The organism is Sinobacterium caligoides (assembly GCF_003752585.1).
Taxonomy (GTDB): domain Bacteria; phylum Pseudomonadota; class Gammaproteobacteria; order Pseudomonadales; family Sinobacteriaceae; genus Sinobacterium; species Sinobacterium caligoides.
Genome location: NZ_RKHR01000010.1, coordinates 54,414 through 70,057 on the forward strand (window position 1 = coordinate 54,414; position 15,644 = coordinate 70,057).

General features: G+C 53.3%; 14 protein-coding genes and 1 tRNA gene. 6 read left to right on the forward strand and 9 right to left on the reverse strand.

The genetic code is table 11. From position 1 onward, the window contains the following. Nucleotides 1–13 precede the first annotated feature (13 nt). Entirely contained in the window at nucleotides 14–1,117 is a 1,104-nt protein-coding gene (gene proB / locus EDC56_RS18880; protein ID WP_123714152.1) for a glutamate 5-kinase, read from the forward strand. 60 nt (nucleotides 1,118–1,177) lie between these two features. Here the strand turns inward: proB and rpsT are convergent, their stop codons facing one another. Continuing rightward, on the reverse strand, nucleotides 1,178–1,444 hold the full coding sequence (gene rpsT, locus EDC56_RS18885) for a 30S ribosomal protein S20 (protein ID WP_123714153.1): 267 nt from the start codon (nucleotides 1,442–1,444) through the stop codon (nucleotides 1,178–1,180). 357 nt (nucleotides 1,445–1,801) lie between these two features. Between rpsT and EDC56_RS20025 the strand changes: the two genes are divergently transcribed. Both EDC56_RS20025 and EDC56_RS18895 read left to right on the forward strand, forming a co-directional pair. Beyond that, entirely contained in the window at nucleotides 1,802–2,419 is a 618-nt protein-coding gene (locus EDC56_RS20025) for a TetR/AcrR family transcriptional regulator (RefSeq protein WP_123714154.1), read from the forward strand. After that, nucleotides 2,403–3,425, forward strand: a complete 1,023-nt coding sequence (locus EDC56_RS18895) for a tyrosine-protein phosphatase (protein WP_123714155.1) — start codon at nucleotides 2,403–2,405, stop codon at nucleotides 3,423–3,425. Before EDC56_RS20025 ends, EDC56_RS18895 begins: the two co-directional genes overlap by 17 nt. Nucleotides 3,426–3,486: 61 nt before the next feature. On the opposite strand, the gene EDC56_RS18900 is transcribed toward EDC56_RS18895, so the two are convergent. The 5 genes from EDC56_RS18900 to EDC56_RS18920 form a co-directional block, all read right to left on the reverse strand. Further along, on the reverse strand, nucleotides 3,487–3,756 hold the full coding sequence (locus EDC56_RS18900; RefSeq protein ID WP_123714156.1) for a hypothetical protein: 270 nt from the start codon (nucleotides 3,754–3,756) through the stop codon (nucleotides 3,487–3,489). Nucleotides 3,757–3,914: 158 nt separating this feature from the next. Then, a complete protein-coding gene (locus EDC56_RS18905) occupies nucleotides 3,915–4,490 on the reverse strand; it encodes a DUF4136 domain-containing protein (protein ID WP_123714157.1) in 576 nt (191 codons plus the stop codon). A 165-nt stretch (nucleotides 4,491–4,655) separates the two neighbouring features. After that, nucleotides 4,656–4,732: transfer RNA gene (locus EDC56_RS18910), tRNA-Met, on the reverse strand. 78 nt (nucleotides 4,733–4,810) lie between these two features. Next, the gene (locus EDC56_RS18915; protein ID WP_123714158.1) at nucleotides 4,811–5,893 is read right to left on the reverse strand and encodes a DUF3549 family protein; all 1,083 of its coding nucleotides are present in this window, start codon (nucleotides 5,891–5,893) and stop codon (nucleotides 4,811–4,813) included. A gap of 11 nt (nucleotides 5,894–5,904) precedes the next feature. Next, nucleotides 5,905–6,420, reverse strand: a complete 516-nt coding sequence (locus EDC56_RS18920; RefSeq protein WP_123714159.1) for a YchJ family protein — start codon at nucleotides 6,418–6,420, stop codon at nucleotides 5,905–5,907. Nucleotides 6,421–6,543: 123 nt separating this feature from the next. Here EDC56_RS18920 and EDC56_RS18925 point away from each other — a divergent pair, with 123 nt between their 5' ends. Beyond that, nucleotides 6,544–7,692, forward strand: a complete 1,149-nt coding sequence (locus EDC56_RS18925; protein ID WP_123714160.1) for a 1-acyl-sn-glycerol-3-phosphate acyltransferase — start codon at nucleotides 6,544–6,546, stop codon at nucleotides 7,690–7,692. Between the two features lie 59 nt (nucleotides 7,693–7,751). Here EDC56_RS18925 and EDC56_RS18930 read toward each other — a convergent pair whose 3' ends face one another. Beyond that, entirely contained in the window at nucleotides 7,752–10,457 is a 2,706-nt protein-coding gene (locus tag EDC56_RS18930; protein ID WP_162844248.1) for a DUF349 domain-containing protein, read from the reverse strand. Nucleotides 10,458–10,570: 113 nt separating this feature from the next. Between EDC56_RS18930 and dinG the strand changes: the two genes are divergently transcribed. Together dinG and EDC56_RS18940 are read left to right on the forward strand one after the other, a co-directional pair. Then, nucleotides 10,571–12,694, forward strand: coding sequence for an ATP-dependent DNA helicase DinG (gene dinG / locus EDC56_RS18935; protein ID WP_123714162.1), 2,124 nt, complete (start codon nucleotides 10,571–10,573; stop codon nucleotides 12,692–12,694). A gap of 26 nt (nucleotides 12,695–12,720) precedes the next feature. Then, nucleotides 12,721–13,044, forward strand: coding sequence for a YqcC family protein (locus tag EDC56_RS18940; RefSeq protein WP_123714163.1), 324 nt, complete (start codon nucleotides 12,721–12,723; stop codon nucleotides 13,042–13,044). A 2-nt stretch (nucleotides 13,045–13,046) separates the two neighbouring features. Here the strand turns inward: EDC56_RS18940 and EDC56_RS18945 are convergent, their stop codons facing one another. Both EDC56_RS18945 and EDC56_RS18950 read right to left on the reverse strand, forming a co-directional pair. Beyond that, nucleotides 13,047–13,997, reverse strand: coding sequence for an alpha-L-glutamate ligase-like protein (locus EDC56_RS18945; protein WP_123714164.1), 951 nt, complete (start codon nucleotides 13,995–13,997; stop codon nucleotides 13,047–13,049). 10 nt (nucleotides 13,998–14,007) lie between these two features. Continuing rightward, nucleotides 14,008–15,549: an inactive transglutaminase family protein gene (locus EDC56_RS18950; protein ID WP_123714165.1), complete on the reverse strand. Its 1,542-nt coding sequence runs from the start codon at nucleotides 15,547–15,549 to the stop codon at nucleotides 14,008–14,010. Between the last annotated feature and the right edge of the window lie 95 nt (nucleotides 15,550–15,644).

The window sequence follows — 15,644 nt, forward strand, 5'->3', positions numbered from 1 at the left end:
CTAGGGGTTTGACGTGGCTGAGCGCTGGGTAATAAAAATAGGTAGTGCGCTATTGACGGCGAACGGTGCTGGTTTGGCGAGTGAGGCTATCGCTGACTGGGTGTCGCAGATTGCTGATCTGCGCCTTCGAGGTATCGAGGTGGTCTTGGTATCCTCCGGTGCGGTTGCCGAGGGCATGAGTCGGATGGGGTGGAGTAAGCGGCCCAAGCAGATGGCAGAGTTGCAGGCGGCGGCGGCTATTGGCCAGATGGGTTTGGTGCAAACCTATCAGGCAGAATTTGCTAGGTTTGATCTGCAAGCGGCCCAGATTCTTCTGGTGCATGACGATTTGTCGAATCGTAAACGTTATCTGAATGCGCAAGCGACGCTGAAGGCGCTGTTGATGATGGGGGTGGTTCCTGTTGTTAACGAAAATGATACCGTCGTCACCGATGAAATACGCTTTGGTGATAATGATACCTTGGGGGCTTTGGTGGCTAACTTGGTCGAGGCTGATCGTCTAATTATTTTGACGGATCAGGAGGGTCTCTATGATGCGGATCCTCGTTTTAATCCCTCGGCTCAGTTGATTGCCCAGGCGGATGCTGAAGATGAGGCTCTGCTGGCCGTGGCGGGCGATAGTGGTGGCCACCTTGGTAGGGGTGGGATGTATACCAAGGTCAATGCGGCACGCCTAGCTGCGCGTTCTGGTGCTGACACAGTGATCGTGGGTGGTGCTATCGAGGCGGTGTTGACGCGTATTGCGGCAGGAGAGCTCTTGGGGACGACGCTGTGTGCGGCGCGAGAGCGGGTCGTTGCGCGTAAGCAGTGGCTGGCGGGTCATCTGCGTGTTGCAGGCTCGCTGCAGCTTGATGCTGGTGCGGTGCGGGTTCTGAAGGAGTCTGGCAGTAGCTTATTGCCTGTCGGTGTTGTCGGCGTAGAGGGTGTCTTTGATCGCGGCGAGGTTGTGATCTGTCGCGATGCCGATGGTTGCGAGGTGGCTAGAGGCTTGGTTAATTATTCGAGTGAGGAGGCTCAGCTGCTCTGCGGTGTCGCGAGTGATGCTATTAGGGAGGTGTTGGGTTATCGCGGTGACGATGAGTTGGTGCATCGAGACAATATGGTGTTGGCAATTTGAGGCTAGCGCGCACAAAAAAGCCGGCGTAGGCCGGCTTTTTTGTGCGCGTAAGAAGCGAGATTAAGCGGCTAGGGCTTTAACCTTGCTGTTTAGGCGGCTCTTAATGCGTGCGGCTTTATTCTTGTGAATAATGCCTTTGTCGGCCATGCGGTCGATGACAGGTGCTGCTTCGTTGAGGGCAGTCTGTGCTGATTCATGGCTACCGCTGGCAATGGCTGCGATAACTTTCTTAATGTAAGTACGAACCATTGAGCGCAGGCTGGCGTTGTGGTTACGACGCGTTTCGGCCTGGCGAGCGCGTTTTTTTGCTTGTGGAGAGTTAGCCACCGTATTGCTCCTAAATTGGGTGAATAAATAAAGACGCCGGATTATTCACTGCCAGAGGGCGTCTGTCAATAGATTTTGGTGAAAACACTGGCCTTGGTTAGACGTTTTAATGTTGTGTGGTGCTTTTGGGAGTGGGCTGGGTTGTTGAGAAGAGGGGGTGTGCGGAGTGCTTCGCTGCTGTTACCTCTACGCGTATCCTTGTCACAGGTATGCCAGGGCTTTATGAGGGGGCGTAAAGGTTGCTCCACCCTCATGTCTATAGGTGTCCGCCACAGGCTTTCAGGGGTTAGAATACGGCAGGAGTTATGCTTTAATCGTATATCGAAGAGAGCAAAGTAATAATTTATAGAGCGATATATGAAGCCAACCGCAGTGCGCATTCTAGATGCGGCAGAGAATCTTTTTGCTGCCAAGGGATATCAGGCTACTTCACTGGGCGAGGTAGCCGATGCGGTGGGCATTCGTTCGCCTAGCCTATACAACCACTTTAAGAATAAAGAGGCCCTCTACAATGCGGTCCTCGATCGTTTGTTGTTGCTGTTTAATGCGCCGTTAGAGGAGTTGTTAGGAACAGAGGTAACGCAGCAGAGTGTTTTGCAGTGGCAGAGTAACCTGGTGCGATTGCATACGGGGAACCCTAATCTATCGCGTCTGCTGCAGCATGCGGCACTCTCGGGCGGGCCGCAGGTGCAAGATACACTTGCCAAGTTGTTTCAGCCATTGTTTAGCTACAGTAATGGTGTTTCTACGGCCTTGGCGCCGGTGATGGAGGGGCATGCTGAGCTGCTGCCATGGATCGTGATGGCGTTTAATAATATCGTGATGTCTTATGTCACTATGGCACCTATGTATAAAGATATGTTGGGTGTTGACCCTTTCTCTGATGAGGCGATTGAGCGACAAATCAAGACTATTGGATTGTTGACGGAGGCATACCTAGAGGCGGGGATGCGTAAGGGTGGCAGTGATCAATAGTACTACCGCTAGCGAACTTATCGTCCGCAATCTGCGGGTAACCGCTGAAGGAGGGGGAGGCTATCGATTAGATTGGTCGCTGCTGCCATGGCTCTCTGTTGCTCGGGTCTCGGTTGAGTCACCTATCGCGGCGGCATCGATCAGCCTGCAGGTGACGGAGGCAAAGGTGCGCTTTGTGAGTGAGGTGGTGCATCCGATCTTTATTGTCACAACGACGCAAGGGGGAAGCTATCGTCTGGCCGAGCGGCGAATTGCCTTAGAGGGGTGCCCCAATTTTCGCGACTTTGGCGGTTATATCAATCGTCAGGGGCGGCAGGTGCGCTGGGGCTGCCTGTATCGTTCGGGGCGCTTGTCGGCCTTGACGCCAGCTGATCTGCGGCACTTTGAGTCTTTGGGTATTGGTTTGGTTTGTGACTTTCGCCAGCTGGCGGAGGTGGAGGCATCGCCATCGGTATTGCCTGAGGGTGAACTTGAGTGCGCCGATCTATCGATTGATCCAGGTAACTTGATGGGCTTCTTTGCCCGAGTGATGGACGGTGCGGTAGATGAGGTGGGGGTCGGTGAGTTTATGTGTGGTATCAACGATGAGTTGGTCCTTGAGCATTCAAGTCGCTATCGACAGATGTTTGAGTGCCTTTTGTCGACGGCTCGGCGGCCGGCGCTGGTGCATTGTACCGCGGGCAAAGATAGGACGGGTTTCGCCGCCAAGTTGTTGCTCTCTGCCTTGGGCGTCGAGCGGGAGACGATCATGCATGATTATTTATTGACGAATGACTATCTGCCCATTGATCAGGAGATAGCCTCGGTGTTGGCGCACTATGGTGAGCACATTGATCCAGCCTTGTTGCGACCAATGCTCGAGGTTAGGACTTCATATTTACAGAGCGCCTTCGCCGCCATTGATAAGCACTTCGGCTCTGTTAGTTGCTATCTCACTGAGCGGATTGGGTTGACTCAATCAGACTTGAACGAGTTGCAGGCAAGATATTTATACGCAGAAGGTTGATGATTGTTAAGTGAGCTAAATGAAGTCTCTATCTAGGGTGGCTGCTAGATAGAGTTGCTGGCTACTGGAGCTTACAGGCGGCTTTTGCTGCCTTCATCTGTCTCTTGTGGCAGTTTTCCTGCGAGCCCTGTCCTACGCACCATTTTTTGCGGTTATCCCAGGCTGTTAGTGGTTGGCGTTTACCGTTCGAGCATTTAACAACATAGTTAGAATATTCGACTTGCTCAGAGGTGCTGTTCTTGGACTCGAAGGCGATACTGGTAGGCTTGGCGGCAAAGGCGCCAGTGGAAATGAGGGCGCTGATGGCGACCGAGAGAAGGATTTTGTACATAGCTTGTGATTCCTAACGATGTTTATTGCAGAGTATTTTATCGTTTTATTATTGCCTAGTCAGGCCGTGGCGGCTTATGGGCTGTATTGTCTCTGCTTATGTGTTGTTGGTAGGCAGTAGGCGGGTGCGTGACCCGCCGTTCGCTGATGGGGCTACTGCTATGATTTGGGAGGGAATTGCGCGAGTATTTTATCGACGACTTCGCGCAGCGCTTCGCGTCGCTCTTCGGGGCTGGCATCCTTGTCGAGTCGTCCATCGGCGGTGCCGCGCCAGATCAGTTGGTTCGACTTAGGGTCAATGAAGTCAATCATTAGGGTCCCTTGCTTGTAGTTGCTAACGGTGGTCTGAGTGCTGCCGGTAGCAATGCCGTAGTTGTTGCCGTAGTAGCCGTAGCGCCAATTGGGGGCGTAGCCGCTATAGGTGTTGTAAGTGTTGATGTCTGTGCGGTCTTCCGTGAGTACGCCATAACTAACGAAAATGTCGGGGTTACTGTTGCTGTTGCTGAGCCCTTTTAATATGAGGCTTTTTGTAACGTAGTCACGGATGCGGTGGTCAAAGATGTCGCCGCCTAAATAGTTGAGGCTGGCCTGGTCGGTGGGTTGTTGGTGCCACTTGAAGCTTTTGACCTGGCTAAAGTCATAATCTTCGGTGTAGTCCGAATTGACGCTGTAAGATGAGCAGGCGGTGACGGCGAGAATGAGTGCGGTGCTGAAGAGTAGTTTAAGGGTGTGCATGGTGGCTCCAATAGCTAACTTTTCTTTCACATTAGCACAGGGGCTTGGGCACGACTATAGTGGCTTGTAACGAAGAGGGCGGGGGAGGTTGTAATGAGCAGGGCAGGCAATAAAAATTATTATAACGAAAAAAGCCGACCTGTTGAGGGTCGGCTTTTAAAAATATGGTAGCGGGGGTAGGATTTGAACCTACGGCCTTCGGGTTATGAGCCCGACGAGCTACCTAACTGCTCCACCCCGCATCAATCTGTAGACGTGTTCTGCTGTCTACGGGGGCGCATTCTACTCATATAAAGCGAGCCGTCAACACTATTCTGCGATTAATTGTTATTTGTTGCTTGTGCGATGAATGCGTCAGCAGCAGATGCCAGTGCCGGCGAGCGTTGCTCTGTCAGTAAGCAGTGAATTAGTGTCGGCTTGAGTGTGTTGAGGCTGAGGAGCTCGGCCACTAACTGGCTGAATGCATGGGAAGCTGAAGGGCTAGCGGCTAGCTGCTCGAGAAACAGGCTGCAGACTAGCTTGTCGACGAGCAGTAGGTGGAAGCGACTGCTGAGTGTTGCCAGCAACTCAAGTTGCTGGCCGTGCGGGCTTTGTAGCAGCTCGATAACGAGCTGACGTAGTTGCGCTAAATCGGTGCTCTGGCTCAGCCCACGCAATAGGCTGGGGAGCAGGGGGGCGTCGTCGCCGGTTTGTTGTAGGTAGTCTTTAAGTCGCTGCTCAATTAACTTGCTCAGCTGGCTGTCAATTGTTCTATTTTCAAAGCCCTGGCAGAGGGCGGCGAGTACGGGCAGTGGTAGCTGCGGGAGTGATTGCTCGAGGAGGCTGTGATGTTCTTGCAGGCGTGCTGCAATGTCGGCAAGCCCGGCGAGCTCCAAATGCTGCCAGTTGTCACCCTCGTTAGCGCCTAGGCTGTGTTGTAGGTAATCTAGGGCAGCGGCTTGATGAGCGCTAGGAGGCAGGCAGAGGTCTGCTCGTAGGATGGCGTGCAGCTGGCAGAGTCGCTCTTCAGGCGGAGTGAACACAAAAGGATTATCTGCCAGCAGGTCGACGGACTCGCCGTTCTGCTGCAGCTGCTCCATCTGCCGGCCGAGCCGGTGCAGGATGGCGCCGATGAAGAGGTCACGACTGCCGACGTCTAGCATCGAAAACTCGTCGAGAGGGAGGCGGATAAACCACAGCATGGGGTTACTCTGCATTTCCACTGTGCCATCCTGAATCACCATAGCTAGGCATGCATGACGTAGGTAGGGTTGTGGGTAGGGGCGCTGTAAATCCTCGAAGCTCTGCCATACTGCATCAGGGAGTTGTTGAATGCGACGGCCAAAGTCGTAGCAGGTTAATTGCAAGCCAAGGCGTTGCAATAAGGCGTGCAAGGTTTGTGGTGGCTGTTGATCGTGATTCATAGTAGGGGCTCTTAAAGACAACACTTCTTGTATTTTTTGCCACTTCGGCAAGGGCAGGGTTGATTGCGTTCTAGCGGGGTATCAGGGCGGTCCTCGCCGCTGACAAAATACCATTGAGAAGACTGTTCAGTGTCTTCTAGCTGGAACCTTGAGTATTCGCGATGCTGCCGTATTACAGGCGGCGTGTTGTCTGTCGTTGGATTGTTGGAGTGATAAAAGGCGACAAAATCGACATGGCCTAACTTGGCAGAGGACATTGACGAGCTGATAATGCGTAGGCTCAGCCACTCGATATCATCGAGCCATTGTTGTAGCTCGTTAGCGTGGTAGAGCGCTTGAGTTGACAGGTGTGTCGTCGCCAGTAAGAAATCGATGTCTTGGCGGCAACAGGCGCTGTATCGAGCGCGCATTAGCTGCTCCGGGTTGTCGGCGTAGCGGCTGCCTGAGTGTATCGGCTGGCAGCAGAGAGCATAGCTGTCACCGCCGCAGTAGCATGGGGAGCTGGTGGGGCTCATAGTGTTGTTCATAATTGATCGTCGACATTCATGTTTGGCTACTGGGCATTGCTGTTTGACTACTAGTAGGTGAAAAATTCAGCAAATTCGGGTATGGTTCGCCCATTTTAAGCAATTGTGGCAGTGAAGGAAAATATGGACAAGTTTAAAGATATCCGCCCCTATCGTGACGACGAGGTTCGCGAGGTGTTGGAGGGATTGTTTGGCAATGATGAGTTACTCAGTGCTATTGCTAAGCTGCGTTTCCCCAAGGCGGCGGATCACTTTGGCTGGCTGATTAAGCCGGTACTGCGGCAGCTGCTGCGTTACCAGCTGCGCGGTGTGAACGATGTAGAGAGCTTCCAGCTGGTAGTGAAGAAGTACATGGAGCATATGATCAGCTCCACCACGAGCGCGTTCACTGTTTCCGGCCTGCAAAACCTGGACCCAACAAAACGTTACTGCTTTTTGAGTAATCACCGTGATATTGCTTTAGATCCAGCCTTTGTTAGCTTCGCGCTGTGGACGGAGGACTCTCCTACTACACGTATCGCCATCGGAGATAACCTGTTAACGAAAGACTACGTGTCTGCGTTGATGCGCTTGAATAAGAGCTTCATTGTCAATCGCTCAGAGAAGGCGCCGCGAAAGATGCTGGCAGCGCTCAAGCAGTTGTCGGCTTATATTCACCACTCTATCGTGGTGGAACACTGTAATATCTGGATCGCGCACCGCGAGGGGCGGGCGAAGAATGGCTGGGATGCGACTGAGCCGGCGATTATTAAAATGTTGACCATCAATCACAATCGTAAAACCGAGAGTTTTAGTGATGCGGTGAGAGAGCTGAACATCGTGCCTGTTTCTATCTCCTATGAGCTAGATCCTCTGGACGCGGCGAAGGCCAACGAGCTCTATACCGTGGATCAGCACGGCGCCTATGAGAAGGGCGAACAAGAGGATATCGAGAGCATTGCGGCGGGTATTGCCGGTCAGAAAGGCGCCGTACACGTTGCTTTTGGAGAGGTGCTGCGTGGCGAATACGGTGGCGCAGAGCGGGTAGCGGAAGAGATCGACCGACAGATCGTCGACCTCTATGTGATACATGAGAGCAACGCTTTAGCCTACAAGATGTTGCACGGCAACTATCCGCCGATCAATTTTGATAGTGCGGGGGTGTCGTTTACCAAGGAGCAGATGCTGGAAAAAGAGCCAGCCTTTGTCGCGCGTATGATGGCGATTCCAGAGGCGCAGCGCGACTACGCTCTAAAGATGTATTCCTACTGCCTCGAAAGACAGCTGAAATAGAAGAGCGTAGGGTAAGGCAGGGGCAGTGGAAGCCCCTGCGAGCAGAGCAGATAAGCTCCTTAACCCTTTAGCTGAAGTTGATCGAAGCGCTGCTGTAGCTCAGGGCTGGGGCAGGCAGCTAGCTTCAGCCAGTCGAGTCGCAGCTCAAGTGGGCTTGGACTATTCTGCCCCAAGCCTTTTTGTAGCTTGTTCATTTGCAGCTCCATGCGCAGGGCCTGGTCTTTACTAGGGCTATCGACACCGAGCAGTAGTTCTAGCTCGATGCAGAGCTTGCGGTGCTGTTGCTCATCGCTGGCTACGTCAGCGTTATCGATTCGTGGGATGACAGTCGTTCGCCACGGCTCGGGAAAGTCGAGTTCGGCCCATGCTGAGTTAATTGCGTTCTGCAGGCTTGCTTTCTCCTGTGGCTCTGACGCTAGGTCTCGCTGGTTGAGCTGCTGGCAGAAGGTTAAGAAGCTTGCCCATTGTTCGGCTTTGGCGCGACGTGAGAGGCCGGCGTAGTGACTGTCATAGGCGTCACAAGCTTTTTTGAATTGAATCTGTTGCTGCTTGTAATCGTTGTGCGGTCGCTCCCCGACTAGCTGATATTGGCTAATGAGTTGTTGATAATCTTCGCGACTGTTGCTGAGTGCCTGGTCGTCGAGCTGGCTCAGTTGCTGCAGTTGCTCAATAAGGCGGTGACCGGCCTCAACATTTTCCTGTTGTGCGCTGTTGCGTTGCTGCTGTTGTTGTTGACGGCGCTCGAATAATATATCGAGGTGGGCGCGTAGCTCGTGCCACAACTTTTTGTCGATAGCGTGCGGTAGCTTCTCGCCCTGCTGCCATCGCTGCTGTAATTGCTTGGCTTGTTCGATGGCGCTGGCTAGCTCGTCGCTGTTGACAAGTTGCTGTGCTTCATCGATGAGGCGCTGCTTTTGTTCAATGAGTAGGTCGATATGCTGTTGGCGATGGTTGTTGATTGATTTCAGCAGTGTATTAAAGCGCTGTTGCTGGGCCTTGCTGTGTCTTTTCTCGGCGGGGGAGTACTGCCGCCACTCACGTTTAGCCTGCTGTAGGATGAGGTCTATCTGTTCGAAGTCACTCTGCTCGAAGTCGTGTTCAGTAAGGTATTGTTCGAGCTGTTGGCAGAGTTCACTACGACGTAGGCTGTTTTGCTCGCGCAGCTGTTGCTGTTCGGCAAAGTAAATCTTGCAGGGTTCGTAGGCGATGTCGGCAGCGGCTTTAAAGGTGCTCCACAGCTGCTTGCTCTCAGGAGAAAAATCGTTACCTAGCGCTTTCCAGTCGGCCTGTAATTGCTTGATCTTGTCAGCTCGAAGCTGCACTGAAAGCTTACTGTTGACGACGTTACTCATCTCATCGCAAAGCTGTTGGCGCTTGGGCATACTGGCAAACTTGTGCCAGTCTCGCAGCTCATAGATACGCTTGTTGAGGCGCTGCCAGTGGGCGCTTAATTCTTTGTCTGTCAGGCCCTCCTGTGTCAGTTGTTGGCGAATCGTGCCGCTCAGTTGATTGACTGTTTTGAGGTCTTTGTTGTCGACTGCTTGCTCACAATCGATTAAGTGTTGCTTGAGTTCACTACGTAGTTGTTTTGACCGTTGAGTATCTTGTTTAGCTGGCTGTGTTTTTGGCTGGCTCGGTGCTAATTTTTCGTTTAGCTCCTCGATTAGGGGCGGTGCTTTGGCGTCGGCAGGCCAGGCGATATTATTGAGAAGTTCTTGTAGCTGTGCGTGCTGCTCGTCGTTGAGTGAGGGCTGCTGTTGGAGTGTCTGTAATGTAGGGAGCTGCTGTTGATAATTTTGATGTGCCTGATGCAGGCAGCTTAGAGACGTTAACAGGGGTTGCAGCTGTTCGTGTTGGCCTTTGATGGTGCTGGTGACGGAGCTCAGAATGACCGCGAGTTCATCAGCTTGCTCGCAGTGGTAGCTCTGTTGCAAGCGCTGTAATAATGCCGCCAGTTCAACGGCGAGCTGGCGGTGCTGTTGCTTTAACTGTTCGGCTTGGTGTGCAGCATCGAGCTCGGCTTGGTGCTGTGCGACCGCCTCAGAAATTTGTTCTAGGTGAGCTTTAATGGTTTCACGTTGTCGGTCGCTGAGGTTGGCTTGTAGGGTGTCGAATTGTTGTTTTAATAGCTTCAGCTTACCACCGAGCTGGGGGTTCCAGGCGTGACTAGCGGCGTATTGCGACTGGGCGCTGAGAGCCTCGATCTGTTGTTGCTGTTGCTCGGCGTCGAGCTCGATTTGACGCTGTTTAGCCAGCGCCTCTTTCAGTTGTTGGCGCACCTTCTTGTCGCGGTTGCCGATACTGTTGAGCAGCTCGCGGAGCTGCTCAGGCTGATTAATTCTGCTGCAGGCTTGTTGGCGTAATTCGCTACTGTGCCCTGAGCTTGCGAGTAGTTGCAGTAACTTGGCGTCGTCGCACTGGCTGATCAAACGCTGTTGGAAGGCCAGGCTGTGTGGGAGGGTGATGAGTTGTTGCCATTCTACATTACTGAGTTCGTCGGCGCTCAAGCGGCTGGCGGCAAGGCGTGCCAGCATGGGGTGGGGGCTGGCAATGAAATCGGCAATCAGCTGTGGGTTATCCTGCAGCCTGCTCCCCAGCTTAGTCAGCTCGTCAGCGTCGCTGGTTTGGCGCAGTCGCTCGAGCAGGCGCTGTCGTTGCTTGGGGTTGTGCTCATCGAGGCTGTCGACGTTAATCGGGCTAGGCGTTGTTTTGCTGGCGTCCGCTTTATTTTTGCTGCGGGTAAAGCTGAATAATTTTTTTAGCATTGCAGGCGTACTTATTTGATGGGGAAGGGAGGCGAAGGTAATCGTCACCGTGGAATCTAAGGGTGGTATAATAACGTACTTTGGGCTTGTCGTAATATTAAGGGTTATAGAACATGCTGAGTGAGGCGCAAAAGGCGGATATTCGTCAACACTACAAGTTATTGTGTGAGAATAAGTCGCTGACATCGCGCCCGGGGCAGCGCCTGATGATTGCCGAGGTCGCAAAAACCTTGGGCAATATTCGTTATGACGATGACAGTGAGCGCAATAGTGAGGGACATATTTGTGTGGTGGAGGCTGGTACCGGTACTGGTAAGACCCTAGCCTATGCGTTGACCTGTATCTACATGGCTCAGAGCTTGAAAAAGAAACTGGTCATCTCAACGGCGACAGTGGCGCTGCAGGAGCAGATCGTCATGAAGGACTTGCCTGACTTACTGCGGCATAGTGATATGACATTTCAGTTCGCGTTGGCCAAGGGGCGTGGGCGCTATTTATGTCTGAGTAAGCTGGAATCCCATTTGGAGGGGGATGGCCAGCAGCAGGCCACCCTCTACCCCGATGAGGTGATCGCCTCGTCGGCACCGGAGCAGGGAACGCTTTATAACGAGATGATTAACAAGCTGGCTGCTAATCAATGGGATGGCGATCGTGATAGTTGGCCGGAAAGCCTTGAGGCGGAGTTATGGACGCCGCTAACCTCAGATCACCACCAGTGCACCGGGCGCAAGTGTCCGCATATTAAAAATTGTTTCTATTTTAAGGCTAGAGAAAACCTCGAGAATGTCGACTGTGTAGTGACTAATCACGACTTGGTGTTAGCTGATTTAGCGTTAGGGGGCGGAGCGATCCTACCCGCCCCTGCCGATACCATCTATGTTTTTGACGAAGGGCACCATCTACCTGATAAGGCGCTACAACACTTTGCTCATCATAGCCGGCTCGTTTCGACGAGGAAGTGGTTGGATCAGGCGGATAAGGCAATGTCATCTCTGATTAAGACGGCGGGACTGCAGAGTGAGATCGGTCGAATCGTTCAGGGGATGGCGCAGGCTTACCCAGCGCTGCGTGATCAGATGGCAATGTCGAGGGCGATTGTTGAGCCGCTATTTGGCGATGTGGCGGCAGCTGAGCAGGGGCGAAGCATCCATCACCGTTTTGAGGGCGGCGTAGTGCCTGCGTCGCTGCGAAATCTGGCGGCTGAGCTGAAGGCCGGGTATACCCGCTTGGCGGAGGGCTTCGAGCGTATATTGAAGGAGCTCGACGAGGCGATGGAGGACAGTGACGGCGAGTTCCCGAAGCAGGAGGCGGAGCGCTGGTACCCCGCTGTCGGCATGTTGCGCAACCGTGCCGATGCGAATGCGGCGTTGTGGCAACAGTATGAGTTTGAGGATGCTGCCGATAAGCCACCGATGGGGCGCTGGGTGAGCTTTGTGGATAATGCCGGCGGCGGCGATTTCGAGGTTTGCGCCAGCCCGATAATGGCCAGCCATACGCTATATAGCCACCTTTGGTCACGTTGCTTTGGTGCCGTCGTCACTTCGGCGACGCTGGCTGCGCTGGGCAGTTTTGAGCGTTTCATTCGTCGTTCCGGTGTGCCTCGTGATAGTAACTTTACCCAGGTAGGCAGCCCGTTTAACTACCCGCAGGCGGCACAGCTGATCGTGCCGACTTTTGTCGATCCGAGTAATGCTTTGGCACATACCGAGGCTATCATCGATGACTTGCCTCAGCGTATTTCGCAGCAAGATGCGGCGTTGGTGCTGTTCTCGTCGCGCAAGCAGATGCGTGGCGTCTATTTCGAACTACCGAGTAGCTTCCGCGAGAAGGTGTTGCTACAAGATGATTACAGTAAGCACGCCCTGCTGAGCAAGCATCGTGAAGCGGTGGATGAGGGCAAAGGCAGTGTGATTTTTGGTTTAGCATCGATGGCGGAAGGAGTGGATTTACCGGGGCAATATTGCACTCATGTGATCATTGCCAAAATCCCCTTCGCGGTGCCGGATGACCCTGTTGAGGCGGCGTTGTCGGAGTGGGTGCAGGCGGCTGGAGGCAACCCCTTTATGGAAATTACAGTGCCTGATGCGGCGATTAAACTGGTGCAGGCGAGTGGTCGCCTGTTGCGCACGGAAACCGATACCGGCAAGGTGGCTATTCTTGATAGCCGATTATTAACGCGGCGCTATGGGCGGGCTATTATCGACTCGTTGCCGCCTTTTGCACAGCAACTTGGCTAGTATCAGGGTGATGGTGAGGTCTCGGAATGAGTGATCGGTATACGGTAGCGCAGCAGTTTATGCTGGCAATTGAGGCGGAGTTGAAAGTAATGGGGCTGTGGAGCGAGAGACGTCCAAGCGAGCGAGCGCTGAGTAGCCTGCAGCCGTTTTGTGTCGACACGCTGGCCTTTGAACAGTGGTTACAGTTTGTTTTTATTGAGCGTATGTTGTTACTGATTGAGCAGAGGGGGATGTTGCCGAGTAGTTTTGGCCTAGCACCAATGAGTGAGCAGTCTTTCTCACCGAGGGGGGTGGATAGTCATGACTTAACCCGCTTGCTGGAGCGCCTCGACGAGGCGCTCAGCTGTTGAGGTTAGCTGTTCTGGCAGAAGTGCTCGATACTGAAGGCTACGCGCTCTTCGACTGAGCGCTGAATGCCGCGCTGTTTCTCGATCAACTGTAGCCTTGGTAGTAAGCCTTGATTGTTGGCAATTTGAATGGCGAGACCGGGACGGGCGTTGAGCTCAAGAATGAGTGGCCCCTTGTTTTTATCGAGGACGATATCGGCGCCCATATAGCCGAGTTCCGTTACCTCGAAACAAGATGATGCAAGGGGGAGCAGACGCTCCCAGTGGGGAATCTCTAACTCATCAAAATTGTAGTTGGTATCAGGGTGGATTTTAACGGGGGCATCATACTGCACGGCGTTGACTGCTCGCCCAGTGGCGAGATCGATACCGACACCGACAGCTCCCTGGTGAAGGTTGGCCTTGCCATCGGAGGACTTTGTCGATAGGCGTAGCATCGCCATCACAGGGTAGCCCTGGAAGATGATGACGCGGATATCGGGTACGCCCTGAAAGCTATAGTTATCAAATACCGGGTCGAACTCCACCAGTGCCTCGAACATGGCGACATCGGGTTTGCCGCCCAAGCTATACAGGCCGCTCAATATATTGGAGACGTGACGCTCGATGTCCTTGAAGCTAACTTCCTGGCCGCTGGCCTTGACGTAATGCTGTCCCTGTTTGGCGACGATGACCAAGATGCCTTTGCCTGCGCTACCCTTGGCGGGCTTAACGACAAAGGCTTCTTGTGCGTCTAGGATCTTATCCAGCTGCTTGACCTGGAATTGCATGCTAATACTTGCGAGCAGGCGCGGCACGGCGATGCCGGCCGCCTCCGCGAGTAGTTTGGTCTCCATCTTGTCGTCGACACGAGGGTAGAGGCGACGAGGGTTGTAGCGGCTGATATAGGAAATGTTACGCTGGTTCATGCCCAGCAGGCCGTAATCGTGTAATCGTGAGGGCTTGGCTAAAAACATAAACTACCCCCTACTGTTTCTGGTCAACGATAGACTGGAAACGGCGCAGCTCGGTCAAACGGTAACCCGTGTACTGTCCCAGTAAGATGATAACGGCGAGCAATACCAGCAACAGCTCCGGGAAGTTGAAGGTTAGGTGCTTCACTAGCTCGCTGCTCATTGCGAGGTAGGCAATGGTGGCCAGCATCAGGCTGCCGCCGCCCTGAACGAGCACCTCTTTGGCTCCCTCTTCTTCCCATAGGATGGACATTCTTTCTATCGTCCAGGCGAGGATGATCATCGGGAAGAAGGTGATGGTCATCACCTGATCGAAGCCGAGTTTGTCACTGATGATACTGAACCCTGCCATGATGCCGATGACCACGATGACCACGGCGGATATTCGCGCCACCAGCAGTAGATTGAGCTTACTGAGGTAGGCGCGGATGATTAAACCTGCAGCCACAATGGCGATGAACATCAGTAGGCCTGGGAGTAGCTTGGTTTGCATGAAGGCTAGGGCGATCAGTATCGGCATAAAGGTGCCCGAGGTGCGTACACCGATGATAACTCGAAGGAAGACAATGACGAGCGCGCCGATGGGGACGAGTAGAATTGTTTTAAAGGCGTTCTGACTGGCGCTGGGAAGGCTGTAAATCGAGAAGTCGATCAGTGCCGCCTGCTCGCCGCCGTCGCCGGTGCGGGCGAGAGCCACCTGCTTAGCAGAGAGCGGTGAACGTACGATGGAGAAGTCGACGGATGAAGATTTGCCACCTACAACTTCGAGTAGCGACTCACCGCCGCGACGCCAAAGCACGACGCCTTCGGGGACGCCCTTCTCAGCGTTTAGGGGATTGATGGTAACCCAGTGCTCGTCTTGATAAACCTCAATAAAAGAAATCAGTTTTTGTTTGCGGCGGCCATCTTCTAGCTTAAGGCCTAGGGCAAGACGGGCTGGAACGTCGGCCATCGCCAATAGTCCCAGCATAGTGTGTGCCTTATCTGTACGGCTATCGCGGTTGCCCATTAGCATGTTGACGCCAGGATCGGGGTCGGTTTTGTTGAAAGTATGGACAAGCTGAGTAGCGAAGCTACGGTTGTCAGCGGAGATCTTTTTGGTGCGAGCAATGAGGCTATTGGCGGTTTGTGTCTTTGCCTCGTCGAACTCAGGTAACTCACCAATTTTTGCCGGGCTGCGGTCAAGTGCATCGACGGCATCGTAGTTGTCGACTGCACGAATACGGTAATAGAGGGTTTGTGGCCCCTGTGCTTCCCGTTTTGTCCACTCAGCGACGTTGTTGTCAGCCTGCTCGTCGAAGCTGAAACCATAGCCTTCGGAGGAGTGGCTGTCGTCGAGCATGATCAGGCGGCCATCTTTTTTCGGTAATGTAAGGCGTACCTTCACAGGATCGCCTACTGCCTTAAACTGAACCTTTGCTTCGATAGACCAGACGGGGATCTGTTCGCCAGGTGTCAGCGGAAAGTGCAGTGAGATGTGTTTATAGGCCGTAGCGCCGAGCCCTAGAACGCAGAGTACGGTTGCAATTAAGTAGATTTTTACCTTGTCGGACATATAAATAACTTCTATCTAGTGATCTGTTTTGGGGGTGCCTGCGCAGAGGCGATATTAAGAAACGATAGCCTAGAAAAGCGAGACGCCGCGAAATA

Bases quoted from the DNA above. Each gene is read 5' to 3' on its own strand.
- EDC56_RS20025 (WP_123714154.1), top strand. From the start codon at position 1,802: ATGAAGCCAACCGCAGTGCGCATTCTAGATGCGGCAGAGAATCTTTTT.
- EDC56_RS18900 (WP_123714156.1), bottom strand. From the start codon at position 3,756: ATGTACAAAATCCTTCTCTCGGTCGCCATCAGCGCCCTCATTTCCACT.
- EDC56_RS18905 (WP_123714157.1), bottom strand. From the start codon at position 4,490: ATGCACACCCTTAAACTACTCTTCAGCACCGCACTCATTCTCGCCGTC.
- EDC56_RS18915 (WP_123714158.1), bottom strand. From the start codon at position 5,893: ATGAATCACGATCAACAGCCACCACAAACCTTGCACGCCTTATTGCAA.
- EDC56_RS18920 (WP_123714159.1), bottom strand. From the start codon at position 6,420: ATGAACAACACTATGAGCCCCACCAGCTCCCCATGCTACTGCGGCGGT.
- EDC56_RS18925 (WP_123714160.1), top strand. From the start codon at position 6,544: ATGGACAAGTTTAAAGATATCCGCCCCTATCGTGACGACGAGGTTCGC.
- EDC56_RS18930 (WP_162844248.1), bottom strand. From the start codon at position 10,457: ATGCTAAAAAAATTATTCAGCTTTACCCGCAGCAAAAATAAAGCGGAC.
- dinG (WP_123714162.1), top strand. From the start codon at position 10,571: ATGCTGAGTGAGGCGCAAAAGGCGGATATTCGTCAACACTACAAGTTA.
- EDC56_RS18940 (WP_123714163.1), top strand. From the start codon at position 12,721: ATGAGTGATCGGTATACGGTAGCGCAGCAGTTTATGCTGGCAATTGAG.
- EDC56_RS18945 (WP_123714164.1), bottom strand. From the start codon at position 13,997: ATGTTTTTAGCCAAGCCCTCACGATTACACGATTACGGCCTGCTGGGC.
- EDC56_RS18950 (WP_123714165.1), bottom strand. From the start codon at position 15,549: ATGTCCGACAAGGTAAAAATCTACTTAATTGCAACCGTACTCTGCGTT.